General features: G+C 35.6%; 28 protein-coding genes. 6 read left to right on the forward strand and 22 right to left on the reverse strand.

What is annotated here, in order from left to right; translation table 11 throughout:
• From HMPREF2904_RS02465 to HMPREF2904_RS11715, 18 genes are all read right to left on the reverse strand, one after another.
• A partial coding sequence (locus HMPREF2904_RS02465) for a DUF1642 domain-containing protein (RefSeq protein WP_141751185.1) occupies window positions 1-308 on the reverse strand: 308 nt, incomplete at its 3' end.
• Window positions 305-601: a hypothetical protein gene (locus HMPREF2904_RS02470; RefSeq protein WP_070659741.1), complete on the reverse strand. Its 297-nt coding sequence runs from the start codon at window positions 599-601 to the stop codon at window positions 305-307. The genes HMPREF2904_RS02470 and HMPREF2904_RS02465, both read right to left, overlap by 4 nt.
• Window positions 602-629: 28 nt before the next feature.
• Window positions 630-785 (reverse strand): hypothetical protein, encoded by a 156-nt coding sequence (locus tag HMPREF2904_RS11705; RefSeq protein WP_176744602.1) that lies wholly within the window; start codon window positions 783-785, stop codon window positions 630-632.
• Entirely contained in the window at window positions 785-1,291 is a 507-nt protein-coding gene (locus tag HMPREF2904_RS02475; RefSeq protein ID WP_070659743.1) for a DUF1642 domain-containing protein, read from the reverse strand. The genes HMPREF2904_RS11705 and HMPREF2904_RS02475 overlap by 1 nt, the downstream gene beginning before the upstream one ends.
• Window positions 1,292-1,303: 12 nt before the next feature.
• Window positions 1,304-1,639, reverse strand: coding sequence for a hypothetical protein (locus HMPREF2904_RS02480; protein WP_070659745.1), 336 nt, complete (start codon window positions 1,637-1,639; stop codon window positions 1,304-1,306).
• Complete coding sequence (locus tag HMPREF2904_RS02485; protein ID WP_070659751.1) at window positions 1,640-2,116, reverse strand: class I SAM-dependent methyltransferase; 477 nt, start codon at window positions 2,114-2,116, stop codon at window positions 1,640-1,642.
• Between the two features lies 1 nt (window position 2,117).
• The gene (locus HMPREF2904_RS02490; RefSeq protein WP_070659753.1) at window positions 2,118-2,564 is read right to left on the reverse strand and encodes a hypothetical protein; all 447 of its coding nucleotides are present in this window, start codon (window positions 2,562-2,564) and stop codon (window positions 2,118-2,120) included.
• A gap of 21 nt (window positions 2,565-2,585) precedes the next feature.
• On the reverse strand, window positions 2,586-3,089 hold the full coding sequence (locus HMPREF2904_RS02495; RefSeq protein WP_070659755.1) for a MazG-like family protein: 504 nt from the start codon (window positions 3,087-3,089) through the stop codon (window positions 2,586-2,588).
• Window positions 3,090-3,101: 12 nt separating this feature from the next.
• The gene (locus HMPREF2904_RS02500) at window positions 3,102-3,491 is read right to left on the reverse strand and encodes a helix-turn-helix domain-containing protein (RefSeq protein WP_070659763.1); all 390 of its coding nucleotides are present in this window, start codon (window positions 3,489-3,491) and stop codon (window positions 3,102-3,104) included.
• A gap of 20 nt (window positions 3,492-3,511) precedes the next feature.
• Window positions 3,512-3,709: a hypothetical protein gene (locus HMPREF2904_RS02505; protein WP_070659765.1), complete on the reverse strand. Its 198-nt coding sequence runs from the start codon at window positions 3,707-3,709 to the stop codon at window positions 3,512-3,514.
• Window positions 3,709-4,608 (reverse strand): phage replisome organizer N-terminal domain-containing protein, encoded by a 900-nt coding sequence (locus HMPREF2904_RS02510; protein WP_070659767.1) that lies wholly within the window; start codon window positions 4,606-4,608, stop codon window positions 3,709-3,711. The genes HMPREF2904_RS02505 and HMPREF2904_RS02510 overlap by 1 nt, the downstream gene beginning before the upstream one ends.
• A gap of 14 nt (window positions 4,609-4,622) precedes the next feature.
• Window positions 4,623-5,036 (reverse strand): single-stranded DNA-binding protein, encoded by a 414-nt coding sequence (ssb, locus tag HMPREF2904_RS02515; RefSeq protein WP_070659769.1) that lies wholly within the window; start codon window positions 5,034-5,036, stop codon window positions 4,623-4,625.
• Window positions 5,029-5,289 (reverse strand): DUF3310 domain-containing protein, encoded by a 261-nt coding sequence (locus HMPREF2904_RS02520; RefSeq protein WP_070659771.1) that lies wholly within the window; start codon window positions 5,287-5,289, stop codon window positions 5,029-5,031. The genes ssb and HMPREF2904_RS02520 overlap by 8 nt, the downstream gene beginning before the upstream one ends.
• Window positions 5,286-5,495 carry a hypothetical protein gene (locus HMPREF2904_RS02525; protein WP_009732598.1) on the reverse strand — a complete coding sequence of 70 codons (210 nt, stop codon included), beginning with the start codon at window positions 5,493-5,495 and terminating at the stop codon, window positions 5,286-5,288. Before HMPREF2904_RS02525 ends, HMPREF2904_RS02520 begins: the two co-directional genes overlap by 4 nt.
• Window positions 5,482-5,760: a hypothetical protein gene (locus HMPREF2904_RS02530; protein WP_009732597.1), complete on the reverse strand. Its 279-nt coding sequence runs from the start codon at window positions 5,758-5,760 to the stop codon at window positions 5,482-5,484. The genes HMPREF2904_RS02525 and HMPREF2904_RS02530 overlap by 14 nt, the downstream gene beginning before the upstream one ends.
• The gene (locus tag HMPREF2904_RS11710; protein WP_009732596.1) at window positions 5,757-5,924 is read right to left on the reverse strand and encodes a hypothetical protein; all 168 of its coding nucleotides are present in this window, start codon (window positions 5,922-5,924) and stop codon (window positions 5,757-5,759) included. The genes HMPREF2904_RS02530 and HMPREF2904_RS11710 overlap by 4 nt, the downstream gene beginning before the upstream one ends.
• A 72-nt stretch (window positions 5,925-5,996) precedes the next feature.
• Window positions 5,997-6,299: a hypothetical protein gene (locus HMPREF2904_RS02535; protein ID WP_009732595.1), complete on the reverse strand. Its 303-nt coding sequence runs from the start codon at window positions 6,297-6,299 to the stop codon at window positions 5,997-5,999.
• Between the two features lie 19 nt (window positions 6,300-6,318).
• Window positions 6,319-6,468: a hypothetical protein gene (locus HMPREF2904_RS11715; RefSeq protein ID WP_156801325.1), complete on the reverse strand. Its 150-nt coding sequence runs from the start codon at window positions 6,466-6,468 to the stop codon at window positions 6,319-6,321.
• Window positions 6,469-6,588: 120 nt separating this feature from the next.
• On the opposite strand from HMPREF2904_RS11715, the gene HMPREF2904_RS02540 reads away from it, so the two are divergent.
• Complete coding sequence (locus HMPREF2904_RS02540; protein ID WP_009732594.1) at window positions 6,589-6,861, forward strand: hypothetical protein; 273 nt, start codon at window positions 6,589-6,591, stop codon at window positions 6,859-6,861.
• 107 nt (window positions 6,862-6,968) lie between these two features.
• Here HMPREF2904_RS02540 and HMPREF2904_RS02545 read toward each other — a convergent pair whose 3' ends face one another.
• Genes HMPREF2904_RS02545 through HMPREF2904_RS02555 form a run of 3 tightly spaced genes read right to left on the reverse strand, consistent with a single transcriptional unit; the run spans window position 6,969 to window position 8,570 of the window.
• Window positions 6,969-7,229, reverse strand: a complete 261-nt coding sequence (locus tag HMPREF2904_RS02545) for a hypothetical protein (RefSeq protein ID WP_009732592.1) — start codon at window positions 7,227-7,229, stop codon at window positions 6,969-6,971.
• Between the two features lie 10 nt (window positions 7,230-7,239).
• Complete coding sequence (locus HMPREF2904_RS02550) at window positions 7,240-7,662, reverse strand: ORF6C domain-containing protein (RefSeq protein ID WP_070659773.1); 423 nt, start codon at window positions 7,660-7,662, stop codon at window positions 7,240-7,242.
• Window positions 7,662-8,570: a DUF3102 domain-containing protein gene (locus HMPREF2904_RS02555; RefSeq protein ID WP_070659775.1), complete on the reverse strand. Its 909-nt coding sequence runs from the start codon at window positions 8,568-8,570 to the stop codon at window positions 7,662-7,664. The genes HMPREF2904_RS02550 and HMPREF2904_RS02555 overlap by 1 nt, the downstream gene beginning before the upstream one ends.
• A 59-nt stretch (window positions 8,571-8,629) precedes the next feature.
• Here HMPREF2904_RS02555 and HMPREF2904_RS02560 point away from each other — a divergent pair, with 59 nt between their 5' ends.
• Window positions 8,630-9,319 carry a DUF4145 domain-containing protein gene (locus tag HMPREF2904_RS02560; RefSeq protein ID WP_070659777.1) on the forward strand — a complete coding sequence of 230 codons (690 nt, stop codon included), beginning with the start codon at window positions 8,630-8,632 and terminating at the stop codon, window positions 9,317-9,319.
• A gap of 91 nt (window positions 9,320-9,410) precedes the next feature.
• Here HMPREF2904_RS02560 and HMPREF2904_RS02565 read toward each other — a convergent pair whose 3' ends face one another.
• Window positions 9,411-9,620, reverse strand: coding sequence for a helix-turn-helix domain-containing protein (locus HMPREF2904_RS02565; protein WP_070659779.1), 210 nt, complete (start codon window positions 9,618-9,620; stop codon window positions 9,411-9,413).
• Between the two features lie 286 nt (window positions 9,621-9,906).
• Between HMPREF2904_RS02565 and HMPREF2904_RS02570 the strand changes: the two genes are divergently transcribed.
• The 4 genes from HMPREF2904_RS02570 (at window position 9,907) to HMPREF2904_RS02585 (ending at window position 12,841) form a co-directional block, all read left to right on the forward strand.
• Window positions 9,907-10,254: a helix-turn-helix domain-containing protein gene (locus HMPREF2904_RS02570; RefSeq protein ID WP_070659781.1), complete on the forward strand. Its 348-nt coding sequence runs from the start codon at window positions 9,907-9,909 to the stop codon at window positions 10,252-10,254.
• 10 nt (window positions 10,255-10,264) lie between these two features.
• Window positions 10,265-10,645 carry an ImmA/IrrE family metallo-endopeptidase gene (locus HMPREF2904_RS02575; RefSeq protein WP_070659783.1) on the forward strand — a complete coding sequence of 127 codons (381 nt, stop codon included), beginning with the start codon at window positions 10,265-10,267 and terminating at the stop codon, window positions 10,643-10,645.
• A gap of 100 nt (window positions 10,646-10,745) precedes the next feature.
• A complete protein-coding gene (locus HMPREF2904_RS02580) occupies window positions 10,746-11,438 on the forward strand; it encodes a DUF3800 domain-containing protein (RefSeq protein ID WP_070586566.1) in 693 nt (230 codons plus the stop codon).
• 320 nt (window positions 11,439-11,758) lie between these two features.
• Complete coding sequence (locus HMPREF2904_RS02585; protein WP_070659785.1) at window positions 11,759-12,841, forward strand: tyrosine-type recombinase/integrase; 1,083 nt, start codon at window positions 11,759-11,761, stop codon at window positions 12,839-12,841.
• The last annotated feature ends 174 nt before the right edge of the window (window positions 12,842-13,015 follow it).

The raw sequence follows: 13,015 nt of genomic DNA on the forward strand, positions 1-13,015 counted from the left end.
TACCGCTTCTCTTTCTCGACCTCGTAGCCAAAAATCCAAGCACTGGCGAATATTTCTTGATTTTTCCAATCTGATAACCATGTATCAACTTCTTCTTTTGCATATTCAAAAGCGCCAGACAATGAAATTATATTATTTTCTTTGCACGTCTCAATCCAATCCGCCACAAACTGCGGTACTACCGTCTTCTGCGGTTCGTCTAGTTGTTCAATAAGTTTAATTGCTGCGTCTATCTCGATATATTCTGCCTTGTTACCGAAAAGATTCTTTAAACCTTTTATCTGTTCAATCAACTCTTGTTTATTCATTCTTCCATCTCCTTTGGTGGTTTCGGATAACTCATCCAAAATACTGTGTCTTCATCAGTGTCCTCAAAACCAATTCCTTCCCCATAATCAACCCATATATCAGTGTATATCTTTTGTGTGCTTGGATTATAGACAAGGACTTCTTCATCAATTTCTGGAGTTTTGCCTTCCCAAATAAATTCAATGCCACCATTAAAATATTCCTTTTCATCTTCAGCCATATTCCTTGTTGTTAACTTATTCCATTCATAAAGTGCCACAGTTATGTCTGATGTTCTTTTTTCAGTAGCCATTTTTTTCCTCGCTCTCACACAACAAACCCTACTTATTCCATATCATTTTAACTACCATTAAAATCAAAATAGAAATTACTAGATCAGCTATTGCAGGCAGAAAGACATAGAACCAGCTCCAAGAGATTACACCTAACAATTTCAAAGCTATTAATAATAAAGTTAACCAACTAATAAATCCCATTAATCTACCTCCTCAACTTCAAAGAGTGGATTTGTGAACACATCACCGAACCCGCCTTTTTGCAGCTTTTCCATTGTGTGATGTGAGCGAAGATCTAACGTGTTATTGTCATTGCCGATATACCAATATTTCTGTAAAACGTTCCATTTAAGATATTTGCAATTTTTATCGATATTCTTAACCGCTACGATATATTGTTTTTCTTTCTCGATATGATATCCGTTAACCCAAGCGTCAGCGAATACGTTTTGCCGATTCTTTTCATCTTCACAAAACCACAAATTTACCTCTTCGGGTGCATTTTCTAGCGCAAAATGTAAAGTCTTGTTTTGTCCTCTCACGCAAGAGATCCAGTTCGCCACCGGACGAGGAAGCGTAACTCTTTCTTTTGGTTCTTCTAGCTGCTTGACTAAGTCTAAGATCAATTTCTTTCCGATGAATGGACAGGAAGATAAATATAAAGTTTCTGCACTCTTGATTTTCCCGATTAATTCTTGCTTATTCATTCTTCCACCTCCTCAACTTTCAAGCTTTTTGATTTCACGTTCAACTAGCTCTTTACGTTTTTGTAATTCTTCTAGCTTTTGGGCGTCTAATGCTTTCTTGATAATTTCAAGCCGTTCAATATCAATCCTAAAATTTTCTAGGGAATCAACTTTTCGAGCATACTCTCTGAAATTATTCGCCCAATTCCATTCTTCCCAACCGAAACTATTGTTTAGTTCTCGCACTAAATCATTATATTTATTTCTTAAATCAATATTAATTTGACGCTGATAAAGCATTACAAATGTCGCCATTACCAGGACTGACACACAAGCTAAGAACATCACCCAATACATAAGTTCTCCCATTTATTCCACCTCCTCAAACTTTACGAACGTCATCCAGTGGGTTGTTCCTCTTTGTTGTCCAAACAAAGGTTTAAATGGAATGACCTTTAGTATTTCTTTTACATTTACCTGGCAATCAGACCACTTAAAAATTAACGTTCCACCTGTTTTTAAAACACGCATGCACTCTTCAAAGCCTTTAGCCAAATCTTCAGACCAAGTGTCTTTATCAAGTTGTCCATACTGTGCTTTCATTATCGAATTAGGCCCAGCCCATTTCAAATGAGGTGGATCAAAAACAACCAAATTAAAAGTATTATTTTCAAATGGCATATCACGGAAATCGCCAATAACATCAGGATGTACGTTGACTTTTTTACCGTGTATTTCAAAGTTTTCTTTTCTGATATCCATGAAAGTTGTGTGACTTTCATTTTTATCAAACCAAAACATCCGACTACCGCAACAAGCGTCAAGTATTTTAATTTCTTCTGTCATTTTATCCTCCTAAATTGCTAAACGGGACTTCCCACTGATAATCATCATATTCATAGCAAACGTTTTTGATGATTTCACCTTTGGAAATTTCAATTTCCTGTGTGAATTCCATGCCACACTCAAACGTAAAGATTTTAATGTCAACATCAAACTTGCTTGAAATTTCTTTATAATTTTCTGGAATAGCACTCCATGCTTGCTTGAAATTATCCAGTTCAACGATACAAAATTTTTCTTCAAGCCAAACTTCTATTTGTTTTTGATCAATAAATGCTCGTCTTGTGTTATTAATGTAAAAATAGGGAGCTGTGTTATTGAATTTAAGCAGAGTGCCATCATATTCATCTTCTAGCGTCACAGTGTCGTTTAATAGCATTTCTTTTAATGCTGATGCAATATTTTCGCTTCTTCCTCTTAATTTAAGAGATCCTTTGGCCCAATTTGGCATTATCTTTTCCTTCCTTGCTTTTTATATATTCGGCAAATCCTCTTCTTTTACGAATGAGCCATCAATCCATTTGCCTTTTCGATCTTTGATTTCGTTATAGGCTCCAGTGAAACATTCTAGAAATTCATAACCTAAAATATTGCTGATTGATTTCAAGTAAGCTACAATGCGCACAAGGTTGTGGCGACACATTTTTTTACTTGCTAAATCTTGAGATAGCTGAAATTCACTAATATTGGCATTTAGCAATTTGAAGCAGTCCATTGCGTCTTTTCGCCTAATATTATTAGACTCTTCAAAGATGCTCTGTACATCCTCTTTGATCAGCAATGCTAAACCTACAACTACTACAGCACAATCACCAATGCTGTCTTTTGTTAGTGCTTCATTCTTTTTCAAGAATCCTGCACATGACTCACCAAATTCCTCACTTAATTTTAAGGACTGTTTATCTAGCCGGCCCCCGTTTTCTAGATCTCGATCAATAAACCATTGTTTTACTTTGTTTAAAATTAAATTCTCCATTTTTACCTCTTTCTATTTTTTCACAAGTTTTAGATTGCCAGTCTCTTTGCCTTTTTTGTTTAAATCTGCATAGAATTTCAATAGCAATTTATCTTTCCCTGTAATTTTGCTTAACTTCTTCAATGATCCGGTACATAAATAACGTCCGTTCTCATATAGCTTATAATCAGCTAACTCATCCGCATCACCCATGAGAGAGTTCTGTCCGATTTGGAAATATCGGCAAATCAGTTGTACGTGACGTTCGTGTACTTTTATTTTGCCAGTAAGTAGACTGCTTATTGTATTCATTGAGTAGCCTATTTCTTCGGATAATTTTCTAGCTGTTAAGTTATGGCTTTTCATTAAGAGTTTAAGTTGCTCCTTGAAATGTTCTATCTGATTTTTGGTGTAGCCTGCCATGATACATTACAACTCCTTTTTCAATTATCAATTTCTACTGGATAGAATGTACCGAATGACTTTCTTAAAGCATTTCCTACCTGGATAGCTACCCCACGAGATGCGAATTTCATTGCTTTCGCTTCCTCAGAGAAAGAGACATCCAAACCAGTGGTCCCAACTACTACAGATTTTATAAATGGTTTTGCTTGTTTTGATCCATGTTTTAAAATAAACATTACTTCCCATCCTTTTCTAATTTCTGTAGCATTTTATTTTTTGCTTCCTCCAAAGCTTTTTTCTCTTGATCACTTGTTTGATTGGTATAATTTGGCTTTGACCAATCTGGAACGTTTGATTGTTGCTTTGTTGTTTGCCCTTTTGTTTTGCTTTCCTGAAACTTCCGTTCTCGTTCGTTTACTGCTGCAATTGATAACAATCCATCATTTTTCCAATTTTGCAAAATAGCTCTAATATAGCTGAAATTTCTTTTACCATTGTCAGCGGCTAAACTGATAGCTTTTAAAACTACATCTGGTTCCATACCATCCAAAGTGATGAATTCTTTTAAAGTTTCAAATTGGATTCCATCAATTGGTGAAATACGAGACTGATATTCATCTACGATGATTTTGAGCGTATTTTTCTCTAAATCTTTCTCTATATCTATCTCTATTTCTTTCTCTTTCTCTATCTCTAACTCTGGTGGATGTTCGTCCGACATTTGTCCGGACAAATGTCCCAACAATATTTTTTGTTTTTCCTTCTCAATTCTTCTGCGATAGTCACGCTTTCTATCAGCTTCCGTGTTCGATTTTCCGATAAATGATTCAATGTCTAGCATAAAAATGGCGCCATTGTCCAAAACATCAATTAGGTTCATTTCCTTGAAAATGCTGACAGCTTTTTCTACTACTGCCACAGGATGCCTTGTTATTTTTGAAAGCATTTCAGAATTGAATGGGATTCGATCATTGAACATCAACTTACCATTATTTTTCAATGACCTCAGATAGAGTTTGATCAAAATGTTAGAGTATAGAAAACCATCTGGCATGCTTTCCAAAATAATCATTTCATCACTGTCATAAAAATTTTCTTTCACTCTCAGATAGTAGTATTTCTTATTATCTGACATTTCATTCCTCCATTCTAGAATGGTAAACCATCATCAGGGATATTCATTTGATTACTCTCAAATGAAGGAGGCATTTGCTCATCCATAGAGTTCCGGTTGGCTGAATTGTCACGCTTCTCTAAACTTCTGAAACTATCAATAACAACTTCAGTCACATAGACACGTTGACCTTGCTGATTCTCATAATTACGGGTTTGAATGTGGCCAGTGATGGCTACCAGATTTCCTTTCTTGATCCAACTTGCAAAGTTTTCCGCTAATTTCCGCCAAATCACACAATTGATGAAATCTGCATCATATCCACCATCTTGATTTTTAAAATTTCGATTTACAGCAAGCGTGAATTGTCCAACAGCTTGATCTTGAGGTGTTCGATGTAGTTCTACATCACGAGTTAAGCGCCCGATAAGTACAACATTATTAATCATTTTCCACTCCTTTCAGATCCTTTTCATTTTTTAAAATTGCCTTCTCTTTCTCAATCAACCAATCCATGTGAACCTTTGCTTTTTCCAAGTCCTCAATCCCGTTTTTTTGACGATAACGAAGAATATATTTTAGGAGATTGCCCAAATGATAACCTGTTAGCTGTTCATCATTCATGAAGTTGCGATGAACATCAATTGCTTCTAAGCCATTCCGTCCTTGGTAATGTTTTGGATTTCTTACATTGTCGTTCATAGTTCAGACATTCCTTTCACTGTTCTCTTTTGATGAATCTCTGACATTCTCTTATTCCACATTTCACGCTGATATTTTGCTGATTTGTAATGCTTCATTTTGGCTTTTTGGCGAACGATTACTTCACGCATCACATAGATTGCGAATCCTGAAAATAAAATGTATGTTACAAAAGCTACTGCTAAAATAATTTCAATTGTTGTCATTTTCTTCTACCTCTTTTGTTTCTTTTTGCGGGAAAAGTTCCCGGTTGAATTTGTTGATCATCACATCTTGAGCCTTATTGCTCTCTTTGATTTTTTCGATGCTTTCAGCCCAATGACCTGTACTTTCAAAGTTCATTTGGACTGAATTTTCTAGTTCTTTGATGTGTTGTTCTTGATCGTACATGATTTTCATTGTTGCGCCTGCAAATAATAATAATAGTGTTGCAAGTGATAGAACAGTAAATTTTAATTGTTTTAAACTCATACTCTAATCACCCCATCGTTCTTAAAATCCAGAGCCATCTGATGAAGTTTGTTTTCAAATTCATTGTCTGGCAATTTCATCAATCTGGCTTTTTCCTCTACTTTCAGCGGACGATTGGCATCTTGCCATTCCATCAATTTTAATAATCTTTTAATAGGATCCATTTTTTCTCCTTCAAATTGTGTTATAATTAGTTTATAGTTCTTTCAAAAGTGCCTTTCTCAAGGCGCTTTTTTTTATTTTTGCAAGCTTCGACAGAATCGCTGAACATCTTCCAAATTATAGAGATACTTTCCACCTTTCCCAGACTGTTGAAATTGAAATTTCCCTTGATCACGCCATTCTTCTAGCTTGGTTCTACCCCAGCCGGTTGCTTCCTGTAGCTGTTTGATCGGTACCCATGTAATTTGTCTGCTTTGTCTGCGTTTGGCTTCTTCCATTGCTTTGATATTTAGAGATACGAGTTCTTCAAAGAGCTGATTTATATAGTTCTCGTTATGTGTTTGAGTTATTTGATTTAGAATAGGATATTGTGACATTCCCGTCTCCTTTCTAACTTTAATTTTTCTTTTGTTCTATAGCTCTTAAAATTATTTCATGAGCTATATTTTTAGTAAGCTTTTCTAATTTGATTAAAGCTTCACTATAAGTTTCTGATTGTTCAATTAGCCAGTCAGATAACTTTATAATTTCATCTTCAAAATCCATCTCAAGACCGATGACCTTTCTATATTATTGTGTTAAGTTACTACTGACAAAAAACGATTAAATAAGACCTCTTACTCCTTATGAAAATCGTCTGTCAATTTTTATGAAAGGAGGAAATCTATGAATTACATTAATGAAATGTTGCCTAATGAAGTAAGTTTCTTGTCATATCGTTTTTCAACCTCAGATGCAGATAGTGTTGATCCATCATCTAAAACTGTTTTGAAATTTGCTACAACAGTAGATAACGAGAAATTTATTGATTTATTGTCGGTACATGAAAATGGTTTAGTTCTATTAGTTAAAAGTGAAGACCACGAAGTTTGGTCTAATAGAAAACCAATTTCCAATACTGTTGATGGTAAAGTTGTAATTACTTTTGAAAGTGAATAATCGAATCACTAAGTTTTACAGAAGTTTTCCCATCTTTTGAACTAAGGACTTGTTTTTTAACAAGTTCTTTTTTTAATTTTATTTTCATTTATTTCTCCTTATACAATTTATTTAAGTAGAGTATTAGGAAATGATTGCTTAATTGATATCTCTTTAGGATGCTCCCGACCATTAATATAGTCGATTTGGATCAGAGTTTCAGGTACTTCGTCCTTGCTTGTCTCCCAAACAATGTTTATTCCTTGTAAACCGATATCTTCAGCTTGAAAATCAACTCCATTTAAAATAACGTGAGGTATGCTAGAATCACTGCTGATCTTAATTTCTAGATTTTCGATTTGCAATGTCTTTTTTAAAGGTTCGCTCATTTGTTTCTACCTACCCGACTAAACTCATCTGTCCGTTTCGGGCTTTGATTTCTAGCTTAGTATTTGCTGATGGCTCCCAACTATCCCAATAGTCGAAAGCTTTTTCCTCGTCCTTGCGCTTCAATAAGTCGTAGCGTGGAATACGGAAGTAGTCCTTGAAGTCTTTAGCAGCCTGTGAAAATACAGATTGTGCGAAATGTCGGTCACGGTATGCCTGGCTGTCTTTACCACCTAACAATGCCACGACTTTTTTCTTACGCATTTTTTCCAATGCTAGACAGACCGAAGGGTTGACCGGTTGCTCATTCTTCAGATAATCAACATCGGCTGATAAGATGGACTGGCCTTCTTTCAGCTTTTTCAATTCCTGGAGCGCATGGATCATTGCGTCTTCTACCACTAACTCGGTAGGTTGAATAGTAACTTCATTCATTATTCAAATTCTCCTTCTAAAATGTTGCTTTCTTTGCGGATATCGTTCAGATCGTTGAAGAAACGAAGTCCACGACTGATAAAGCTATCAAATTCATTTCGGATGATTCCGTCTGCTTTGAGGACTTTCTCCTCATCTGCGTAGATCAGACCACCCATGCTTGCTAAAAAGTCATTTCCCTTTTGCAATAGGCTTGTGATATTCTTGTAAGCTGAGATTTGCTTCTGTACGCTGTTGAGTTGCCCTTGCGATTCTTCAATCGCTCGTGTCAATTCATCATACTGTGCAGATTTCTTATCGACCTCTTCACGCTGTGCCAGTGTATCATTCAATTGTTTTTCAATGAAATTAGATCGCTCTTCAGCATCTTTGATTGCTTTTGCAAGTTCCTTATTCTTTTCTAACAATTGCTTGTTGAGATCCTGAGTGGCCTTGTAGTCATCTGGAACAACTTCCTTGATTGTTTCCTTGACTTCGACCTTGGAAGACTTGATTTTCTCGTTCTCTGCTCGTAACTGTTCATTGACTTTCTTGCTGAGTTTGAGCTTCTTTTTAACTTCCTGCAGTTCTCGCACTGTCGGAGTGTCGCCATCTTCAATGCGTTGGATCTGCTCTTCTTTCTCTTCTTCTGGAAGAGTTGCGATGAGGTAAAGTGCTGATGACCCTAAATCTGACAACGTTGTCAAATTTGGAAGTTGTTTAGCAACCGTCATCATTCTGTTTGCTTCTCGATAATGGATGCCTATTTTGTCAAGCCATTCTCCAAATTCCCCATGTACCAGGTTGTGCTCTTTTACATGATTCAAGCGTCTACCGATTTCCCAAATGGACTGGCCAGCTATTTGCTTGTGGTGACTGATTTCAAGTTCTATCTGAGATAGATTATTTGATAAAGTAATTTCGTTCACACGCTTTTTCCTTTCTAAATTTGATATAATAAAGATAATAAATCGATCGGAGAAATTTTATGATATTTCAAGCGAAAATTAATTCTTCTGTTTCTAGACCTGTAACCGTAGAAGATATTTGTCCAAATTGTAAAAAACCAACTAATCCAGATCTTGTGAACTCTTCTTATTTTTATCTCGGAGAAGATAAAACAAGCTTAGTATTAACATTTAGATGCTTAGGTTGTATGCACTTCTGGACAGAGGAGTTTATAGCTACAAAATATTCATCCAACAACTACGCTGAAAAATACAGAATCGTACCTATCAAAGTAATTCCTAATCTTCCAAGCGATATACCTATATCTGACGATGTAGAAATAGTTTCTCCAATTGGTAAGCAAATCTATGTCCAAGCTCTGAAAGCTGAACACGAACAACTAGACCACATTGCAGGTATTGGATATCGTAAGGCACTTGAGTTCTTTGTTAAAGATTTCTCTATTGTTACAAACCCTGATGACGAAGATAAAATCATTAAAATGTCATTGAAACAAGTTATTGAAAAATATATCAAGGATGAAGACCTTAAAACATTTGCGCTTGCATCTGCTTATATCGGTAATGATGAAGGCCATTACTATAGAAATAATCCTGATAAAGATTTTAAAGATCTAAAGAACTACCTTCACGGAGTTATTCACTACATGGAAATGAAACTCAATTTTCTTGATGCTCAAGAGCTTGTGAATCGCTCAAAGAAATCTTAGAATCTAATTCATCCAACTTTTCAGCTATATATGTCACAGTCCTCAGTATTTCATTGAGGGCTGTTCTTTCTAGTTCGTTCATTCTTATCTCCTACTCTCCTAAATCAACCCAAGTCTCATCGATACCTAAGACGTCGCAGACTCGATTTTTAAGTCTGTCACTTCCTTTACCGTATTTCAGCAATTCTGAAATGGTAGGCTTCTTCACTCCGCAAGCACGAGCAAGATGCGTTTGTGTCATTCCTTCTGAATTCAATTTGTCTTTTACCAATTGAATCCATTTTTGATGTTGTTGACTCATCTTTGGTCCTCCTTTTAAAAATTTATTTAAAAAGTTAGCTAATTTCTTGACAAAAAACAATCTATAGATTAGAATTTAGGCATAGAGAAAAGACCTACTAAAAATGTAAATTTTACCTAACAAAACGGACGGCAATCAGTTTTTAAGGTTTTATTTTTTTAGTAGTGTTATTCGCTAACTCCTTAGCTTACGAATAATATTTTAAACTATAGTTTGTTGTTTGTCAACACTTTTCAAACAAAAGTTTAAATATTTTTTGTCATGCCTTAGAAAGGTTGATAAATAAATGTTTTCTTTATTCGAAAAAATAAAAGAACTTTGCCAAATGCGTGGAATTTCTATTAATTCACTTGAAGAAACACTTGGATATAGTAGAAATACAATCTATAGCATGAAAAACAAAAAGCCAAATGCTGAAAGATTGCAAGAAATTGCTGACTATTTTAATGTGTCTACCGACTACCTATTGGGACGCACAAATAATCCGAATATCGCAAAAGATGGTGATGCTTCTGCACCATTAGACCTCCGAGATATTGCTGCACAATCAATGTTATTCGATGGTAAACCACTTACAGAAGAAGATATTGATTTTATTACAGCAGTTTTGGAGGCACATTTAAAAAATAAATAGAGGTGCACTTATGACTGTAAGAGAGCTTTGCGCCCAAGAGGGTGTAAACCTATGCTACTTTGACGGAAGTGATTGGCATAGTCCTGGTTTCTTTAATCCTACTTTGAACATTTTAGCGTTAGATATTAATTTATCAGTTGAAGATCAAAAGCAAGTTGCTTTGCACGAATTGGGTCACAAAGAGCATACTCCTGCTCAATATGAACTAAATAGAGAGTTGTGCGAATTGCAAGCGGATAGAAGCATGATTCATCACTTGCTAGAAGAAGAGTTGCAATTAATGGAAGATGTCAGAGATTTCAATTACATAAAATTTATGGAAAAGTACAAATTAAAGACCATTGCTGATGAAACAATGGTCAAAGATGAGTATAATTCACTAATTAGTTAAAGTTGTATACATTAGAAAAATGATGATCTTTTTTTCTAATATAACTATCCAAGAACTCATATTGAAGAAAGTAAAAAAAGTGAGAAAGGAGGAATAACGGTTGAAACAGAAGATACATTTGTTTATTGATGATTCAGGTAGATTAGAAAATAACTCAAATTATTTTATATATGCTGGCCATTGTTTCATAGGAGATGATGCTAAAAATAAAGCCAAAGGACGTTATAAAAAACTTGTCTCGAAAATTAAAGAAGTAAAAGAGTTTGATTTTGAATTGAAAGCCTCAAATCTTACAGATTTTAATGATAGATATTCATTGTTCAAAATTTTAAAATTTGAACTCAGCTTTTCGGTGGCAATCAAAATTTCGAACTTAAAAAGTTATATTTTAGCAGATAAAAAATCGAGACAACGCTTTAAAGATTACGCACTACGACGTATTGTTAAGAAACTTTTCCAATCTCTTATAGATCAAGGTTTGGTTGATCCTGAACAGGAAATCGAACTCCACGTCAATATTGATCAACAAGGATTTGCCACGAACGGATTATACGGACTCGGAGATGGCATTTTTGAGGAGCTACACGAAGGTATCCACAATTTTAATTATGGAACTTTTTACCCACCCATACTTACAGGAGATTTTAATGTTCTAACTAGGTCATGTGTGTCAGAGAATGATTACCTAATTCAAGCAGCCGACATTCTAGCGAATAGAATTTGGAATTCATATGTTCAAAACAACGTTTCATTACGAACTATACCTAAACATATACATCTATGGCTACCTTAATTTTTTAAAAAACGTCAACTAATTAGTTGACATAAGACCTTGCAGTGTTGTAGAATATGTATACAGGTTGAGAAAACACTGTCAAATCAAACAGTTAAGAGATTGATTAATTAAGCGTATGTGAAGTACGTCTCCCTGTTTGGAAAAGGTCTTGTTCAAAGAACAAGACCTTTTTTATTTCAAAATTTTATCAACCAAAAATCCCCACACTCGCCCCGACCAAAGTTTGAGTGTGAGGATTTCGTTAAAGTAGATAAAAATTGACTGATAGAAGGTCTCTTTTTATGTACTCATTTTACCAAGAAATGGGGTATATATCAATGGAAATCAAGTCTTATAAAAAGAAAAATGGAGAAACAGCTTACGGATTCCGGATTTACGTAGGTAAGGAAAATGGCAAAGACAAATACGTTAAGCGCCAAGGTTTCCCGACAAAAGCCAAAGCTCGAGCAGCACTCCTCCAATTACAGGACGACCTAGAAAACGGGGAGCAAGCCAAGAAAGAGATCACTGTTGAGGAAGTAGCCAAGAAATGGCTCAAGGAGTACGCTGATACGGTGCAGGATAGCACCTACATCAAAACCTCTAGCAATATCAGGAATCACATCCTCCCGGTATTAGGAAGTCAGAAGATCGCTTCTCTCACCTCCCTCCAACTTCAGGAGCAGGTCAATGTCTGGTCCAAGCAATTAGTACATGGGCGCAAACTCAAAGGTCTTGTAAACAATATCTGTAAATATGCGATCCGCCACGGATATCTTACGATCAATCCGATGGATAGCGTTATATCTATGACTAAGAAACAGACTGAGGAAAGGGATGATTTTTATGATAAGGAAGAACTAAAATCTTTCCTTGAATTGGTAAATCGGACCGATGATCTACGGAAAAAAGTCCTATTTCGTCTTCTGGCCTTTACAGGGGCTCGAAAAGGGGAGGTTTTAGCTCTTGAATGGAAAGACTGGACTGATAACACTCTGGATATAAACAAAGCCATTACGAGGGGATTTGAGGGCGAATACGTAGGACCGACCAAGACAAAAAATAGCATCCGTCTAATTAGCCTCGATCCAAAAACAATTGAGCTATTGAAAGAATGGAAAGAATGGAATTCAGGATCTACTTATATCTTTGAAAATGAACTAGGTAAGCCAATTCCTAGCACATTGCCACGTAAATGGCTCTTGCAGATTGTAAAAGAAACTGATGTCAGGCCTATCAAAATACATGGTTTTCGTCATACACACGCAAGCCTTTGTTTTGAGGCAGGCATGACACTCAAGCAGGTCCAGCATCGACTAGGACACAGTGATCTCAAGACAACCATGAATGTCTACACACATATCACCAAGCAAGCCAAAGATGACATTGGTGAGAAATTTGCTAATTATATAGATTTTTAAACCCATAAGATATCAGGACAGACTCTTTTTTAAAAAAAGGGTCTGTTTTTGGGTCTGTTCATTTCAAAAAGGTATGGGAACGAATAGAAACTATAAAAATAAAAAACGTTGAAATATCAACGTTTTAAGAAGTTTTAAGAAGTTTCAAGAAGTATATATGGAGCCGGTGGGAGT

The sequence above is a fragment of the Streptococcus sp. HMSC072G04 genome, from assembly GCF_001813295.1.
Taxonomy (GTDB): domain Bacteria; phylum Bacillota; class Bacilli; order Lactobacillales; family Streptococcaceae; genus Streptococcus.

Coding starts and splice junctions, on each gene's coding strand:
- HMPREF2904_RS02500 (WP_070659763.1), bottom strand. CDS start 3,491: ATGGCAGGCTACACCAAAAATCAGATAGAACATTTCAAGGAGCAACTT.
- HMPREF2904_RS02475 (WP_070659743.1), bottom strand. CDS start 1,291: ATGAATAAGCAAGAATTAATCGGGAAAATCAAGAGTGCAGAAACTTTA.
- HMPREF2904_RS02550 (WP_070659773.1), bottom strand. CDS start 7,662: ATGAATGAAGTTACTATTCAACCTACCGAGTTAGTGGTAGAAGACGCA.
- ssb (WP_070659769.1), bottom strand. CDS start 5,036: ATGATTAATAATGTTGTACTTATCGGGCGCTTAACTCGTGATGTAGAA.
- HMPREF2904_RS02530 (WP_009732597.1), bottom strand. CDS start 5,760: ATGAGTTTAAAACAATTAAAATTTACTGTTCTATCACTTGCAACACTA.
- HMPREF2904_RS02505 (WP_070659765.1), bottom strand. CDS start 3,709: ATGTTTATTTTAAAACATGGATCAAAACAAGCAAAACCATTTATAAAA.
- HMPREF2904_RS02535 (WP_009732595.1), bottom strand. CDS start 6,299: ATGTCACAATATCCTATTCTAAATCAAATAACTCAAACACATAACGAG.
- HMPREF2904_RS02495 (WP_070659755.1), bottom strand. CDS start 3,089: ATGGAGAATTTAATTTTAAACAAAGTAAAACAATGGTTTATTGATCGA.
- HMPREF2904_RS11705 (WP_176744602.1), bottom strand. CDS start 785: ATGGGATTTATTAGTTGGTTAACTTTATTATTAATAGCTTTGAAATTG.
- HMPREF2904_RS02545 (WP_009732592.1), bottom strand. CDS start 7,229: ATGAGCGAACCTTTAAAAAAGACATTGCAAATCGAAAATCTAGAAATT.
- HMPREF2904_RS02565 (WP_070659779.1), bottom strand. CDS start 9,620: ATGAGTCAACAACATCAAAAATGGATTCAATTGGTAAAAGACAAATTG.
- HMPREF2904_RS02540 (WP_009732594.1), top strand. CDS start 6,589: ATGAATTACATTAATGAAATGTTGCCTAATGAAGTAAGTTTCTTGTCA.
- HMPREF2904_RS02490 (WP_070659753.1), bottom strand. CDS start 2,564: ATGCCAAATTGGGCCAAAGGATCTCTTAAATTAAGAGGAAGAAGCGAA.
- HMPREF2904_RS02520 (WP_070659771.1), bottom strand. CDS start 5,289: ATGAACGACAATGTAAGAAATCCAAAACATTACCAAGGACGGAATGGC.
- HMPREF2904_RS02570 (WP_070659781.1), top strand. CDS start 9,907: ATGTTTTCTTTATTCGAAAAAATAAAAGAACTTTGCCAAATGCGTGGA.
- HMPREF2904_RS02525 (WP_009732598.1), bottom strand. CDS start 5,495: ATGACAACAATTGAAATTATTTTAGCAGTAGCTTTTGTAACATACATT.
- HMPREF2904_RS02485 (WP_070659751.1), bottom strand. CDS start 2,116: ATGACAGAAGAAATTAAAATACTTGACGCTTGTTGCGGTAGTCGGATG.
- HMPREF2904_RS11715 (WP_156801325.1), bottom strand. CDS start 6,468: ATGGATTTTGAAGATGAAATTATAAAGTTATCTGACTGGCTAATTGAA.
- HMPREF2904_RS02480 (WP_070659745.1), bottom strand. CDS start 1,639: ATGGGAGAACTTATGTATTGGGTGATGTTCTTAGCTTGTGTGTCAGTC.
- HMPREF2904_RS02510 (WP_070659767.1), bottom strand. CDS start 4,608: ATGTCAGATAATAAGAAATACTACTATCTGAGAGTGAAAGAAAATTTT.
- HMPREF2904_RS02585 (WP_070659785.1), top strand. CDS start 11,759: ATGGAAATCAAGTCTTATAAAAAGAAAAATGGAGAAACAGCTTACGGA.
- HMPREF2904_RS11710 (WP_009732596.1), bottom strand. CDS start 5,924: ATGGATCCTATTAAAAGATTATTAAAATTGATGGAATGGCAAGATGCC.
- HMPREF2904_RS02575 (WP_070659783.1), top strand. CDS start 10,265: ATGACTGTAAGAGAGCTTTGCGCCCAAGAGGGTGTAAACCTATGCTAC.
- HMPREF2904_RS02560 (WP_070659777.1), top strand. CDS start 8,630: ATGATATTTCAAGCGAAAATTAATTCTTCTGTTTCTAGACCTGTAACC.
- HMPREF2904_RS02470 (WP_070659741.1), bottom strand. CDS start 601: ATGGCTACTGAAAAAAGAACATCAGACATAACTGTGGCACTTTATGAA.